This is a genomic window from Nitratidesulfovibrio liaohensis, from assembly GCF_011682075.1.
GTDB classification, from domain to species: domain Bacteria; phylum Desulfobacterota; class Desulfovibrionia; order Desulfovibrionales; family Desulfovibrionaceae; genus Cupidesulfovibrio; species Cupidesulfovibrio liaohensis.
In genome coordinates, this window is sequence record NZ_VSMK01000316.1 from 1 (window position 1) to 3,251 (window position 3,251).

General features: G+C 63.8%; 2 protein-coding genes. One reads left to right on the plus strand and one right to left on the minus strand.

Going from position 1 to position 3,251, the window contains the following annotated elements; genetic code table 11:
- Window positions 1-151 precede the first annotated feature (151 nt).
- The gene (locus FVW27_RS11165; RefSeq protein WP_167125157.1) at window positions 152-2,461 is read left to right on the plus strand and encodes a methyl-accepting chemotaxis protein; all 2,310 of its coding nucleotides are present in this window, start codon (window positions 152-154) and stop codon (window positions 2,459-2,461) included.
- A 325-nt stretch (window positions 2,462-2,786) separates the two neighbouring features.
- Here FVW27_RS11165 and FVW27_RS11170 read toward each other — a convergent pair.
- The coding region (locus tag FVW27_RS11170) for a cyclase family protein (protein WP_208294747.1) at window positions 2,787-3,251 on the minus strand (465 nt) is incomplete at its 5' end.

Genomic DNA, 3,251 nt, shown 5'->3' on the forward strand with positions numbered 1-3,251 from the left:
CCGCCAATAAGACTCCTTTTTCGACCTTCGCCTGCGATTCGACGGCATACCCGCACCTCCTTGATTGGAGGATGAGCATGCAGGATTTCAAACGAGGGCGGTAGAAGGAGGTGATGTGACGCTTACGATACACTGTTCCCGGGAGTACCGCATGCGTTTCAAGAGCATCTCCACGCAGATCACCGTCCTTACCGGCGGGCTGGTCATCTTCTTCATGTGCGCGTTCGTGTTCATCGCTTCCAAAACCGCCTATGACGGCACGCTGCGCAGCGAAACCGCCAACATGGTCCAGGTGGGACAGCAGATCGAGAAGGTGGCGGAAGACTTCGTGACCGGCAACCTCACCGCCGTGCGCGGGCTGACCCAGCAGAAGGCGCTGGCCAGCGGGGTGCTGTACGGCAGCGCCAGCCTGGTCATGAAGGACCAGTTGCAGCAAACCCTGAAGGGCAATCCGCATTACGCCGCGATCTTTGCGTTCGATGCCGCGGGCAAGGTACTCTACGGGTATACCGACGACGGGCAGGAAATCTCCGGCAAGCAACTGGACATGCCCGAGGTGCTCGCCGCCGTCGCCGCGGGAAAGGAATTCATCGACAGCACGCCGTTCAAGGGCACCAAGGGGGATGTGCTGTTCACCATCGCCGCCCCGGTGCTGAACGTCATGGGGCAATCGGGCGGGGGCATCGCCATCACCCTTGACTGGACCAGATTCAGCGACCGCTTCGTGGAAAGCGTGAAATTCGGCCAGCAGGGGTACCCCTTCGTGCTTGACGCCAAGGGGCGCTTCCTTTCGCATCCCAACAAGGCCCTGCTGCTCACCGACGCGACGCAGTACGATTTCGCCCGCGCTGTCCTGGCGCAGCAGACGACACAGTTCCAATACCTCTGGGAAGGCAAGACGAAAATTCTCGTCAGCTGTACCATGCCCATAACAGGCTGGAAAATATGCTCCTCTGCCTACGAGGACGATCTGGCCACCGTGGCGCGCCAGCAACGCATGCTGCTGGCACTAATGGGGCTGGTCGCCATCGTGGCCCTGACAGGCTCCATCGTGCTGCTCACCCGGCGCCTCATTCTCGACCCCATGAATCGCATCCGGCAATTCGCCGGGCAGGTGGCCCAGGGCGACCTGCGCGCCGTCATGGATGGCGCGTACCGCTACGAACTGGACGACCTGGCCCGCTCCATCCAATCCATGGTGGCCGACCTGAAGGAGAAGCTGGGGTTCTCGCAGAGCGTGCTTGAAGCCATGGTGGTGCCCGTGCTGATCGTGGACCGCGAGGAACGCACGGTGTTCACCAACAAGGCCTGCATGGACATGCTGGAAATCGACACCGACCCCAAGGCGCAATACGGTCGCACCCTGGCCGAAGTGTTCTACAACGAACCCGGTCGCAAGACCGCCGTGGGCCGGGCCATGAACGAAAAGACCAGCATCAAGAACCTGGAGGTGGTCATTGCCGGGCACAAGGGCGGCAAGGTGGACGTGCTGGCCAACGTCACCTACCTGCAGGATCTGGACGGCAACATTACCGGCGGTTTCTGCCTGTACATCGACACTACCGAAATGAAGCGCCAGGCCGCCATCATCGCGGAACAGAACGAGCGCATCGCCCGCGCCTCGTCAGAGGCCAACGATGTGGCCTCTCAGCTTGCCACCGCTTCGGAAGAGCTTTCGGCACAGATAGAACAATCCGCTCGCGGCTCGGACATCCAGCGCGAGCGCACCGCCGAGGCCGCCACCGCCATGGAACAGATGAACGCCAGCGTGCTGGAAGTGGCCCGCAATGCCGGCGGCGCCGCCGAAATGGCCGAAAAGGCCAAGGCCCGCGCCCAGGAAGGGGCCGAGGTGGTGGACGGCTCGGTGCGCACCATCCAGCATGCCCACGAACTGGCATCGCACCTCAAGGCCGACATGGCCGAACTGGGCACCCAGGCCCAGGGCATCGGCCAGATCATGAACGTCATCGCCGACATCGCGGACCAGACCAACCTGCTGGCGCTGAACGCCGCCATCGAGGCGGCGCGGGCCGGTGACGCCGGGAGGGGCTTTGCCGTGGTGGCCGACGAGGTGCGCAAGCTGGCCGAAAAGACCATGACCGCCACCAACGAGGTGGGCAGCGCCATCCGGGGCATTCAGGAAAGCGCGCGCAAGAACATCGCCAACACCGAAAAGGCCACCGCCGCCATAGAGGAAGGCACTGGCATGGCCCGCCGCTCCGGCGACGTGCTGCGCGAAATCGTGGGCCTTGTGGAAAGCACGGCGGATCAGGTGCGGTCCATCGCCACTGCCTCGGAACAGCAGTCCGCCGCCAGCGAGGAAATCAACCGTTCCACCGACGAGATTACCCGCATCGCCGCCGAAACGGCGGAAGCCATGCGCCACTCGGCGCAGGCGGTGGAAGACGTCTCGCGGCTGGCCTCGGACCTGAAACGGGTCATTGGCGACATGCGCAGCTAAGGGGCTGTCTCCAAATTGTCTTTTCGCCCGTTGGCAGCGTCAAACTTCGCCTGCCATGGCTTTGCTGTCCTTATCCGTAAGACTCGCGCTACGCGCTCGCCTAACGGCTTAGGCTCGGTCGAATACGAGAAGAGTATACTCCCTCATGGCAGGCTAGTTTTCCTTGCCAACGAACGAAAATCCTAATTGGGAGACAGCCCCTAGAGAACGCAGGGGCACTGCATCATCTCGCCGCTTCGCAAGCACCGCAAACATACAGGGGGAAGAACCATGAGGTTCTTCCCCCTTTCGTCATGTTGCAAACAACAGGCTGAGTCCGCTCGACTTACGGGACGAACGCCGTAACAGCCACCGGCGCGCCGGTTCCGCCGCACAGCCCCAGCGGGGCCAGCAGCACATGCGCCCCGGTGGCGGGCAGTCCGTCCAGCGCGGCCAGGCATTCCACCACCACGGCCCCGGCTGCCAGAGCCATGCGATTGCACAAAAAATCCGCGTCATCCGGTGCGTCCACCCCGTGGGTGTCGATACCGATACCCGCCGCCCCCCGCTCGTGCACCAGCAGGTGCACCGCATCGGTCGTGAACGAAGGGAACACCATGGGCGGCGCATCCCCCGGTCCGGCGCGCAGCGCGCCCCACTGCACCCCCATGAACCGGTCCGGGTCGGACCACAGGTGGTGCCAGCCGGTGTTGCACACGAACAGACAGCCGCGCGGAACCCGGCCATGGGTGGCCTCCCAGGCCCGCACGTCGTCCGGGGTGCAGCGCGCGCCGGGGTCCGTCGCCGCCCT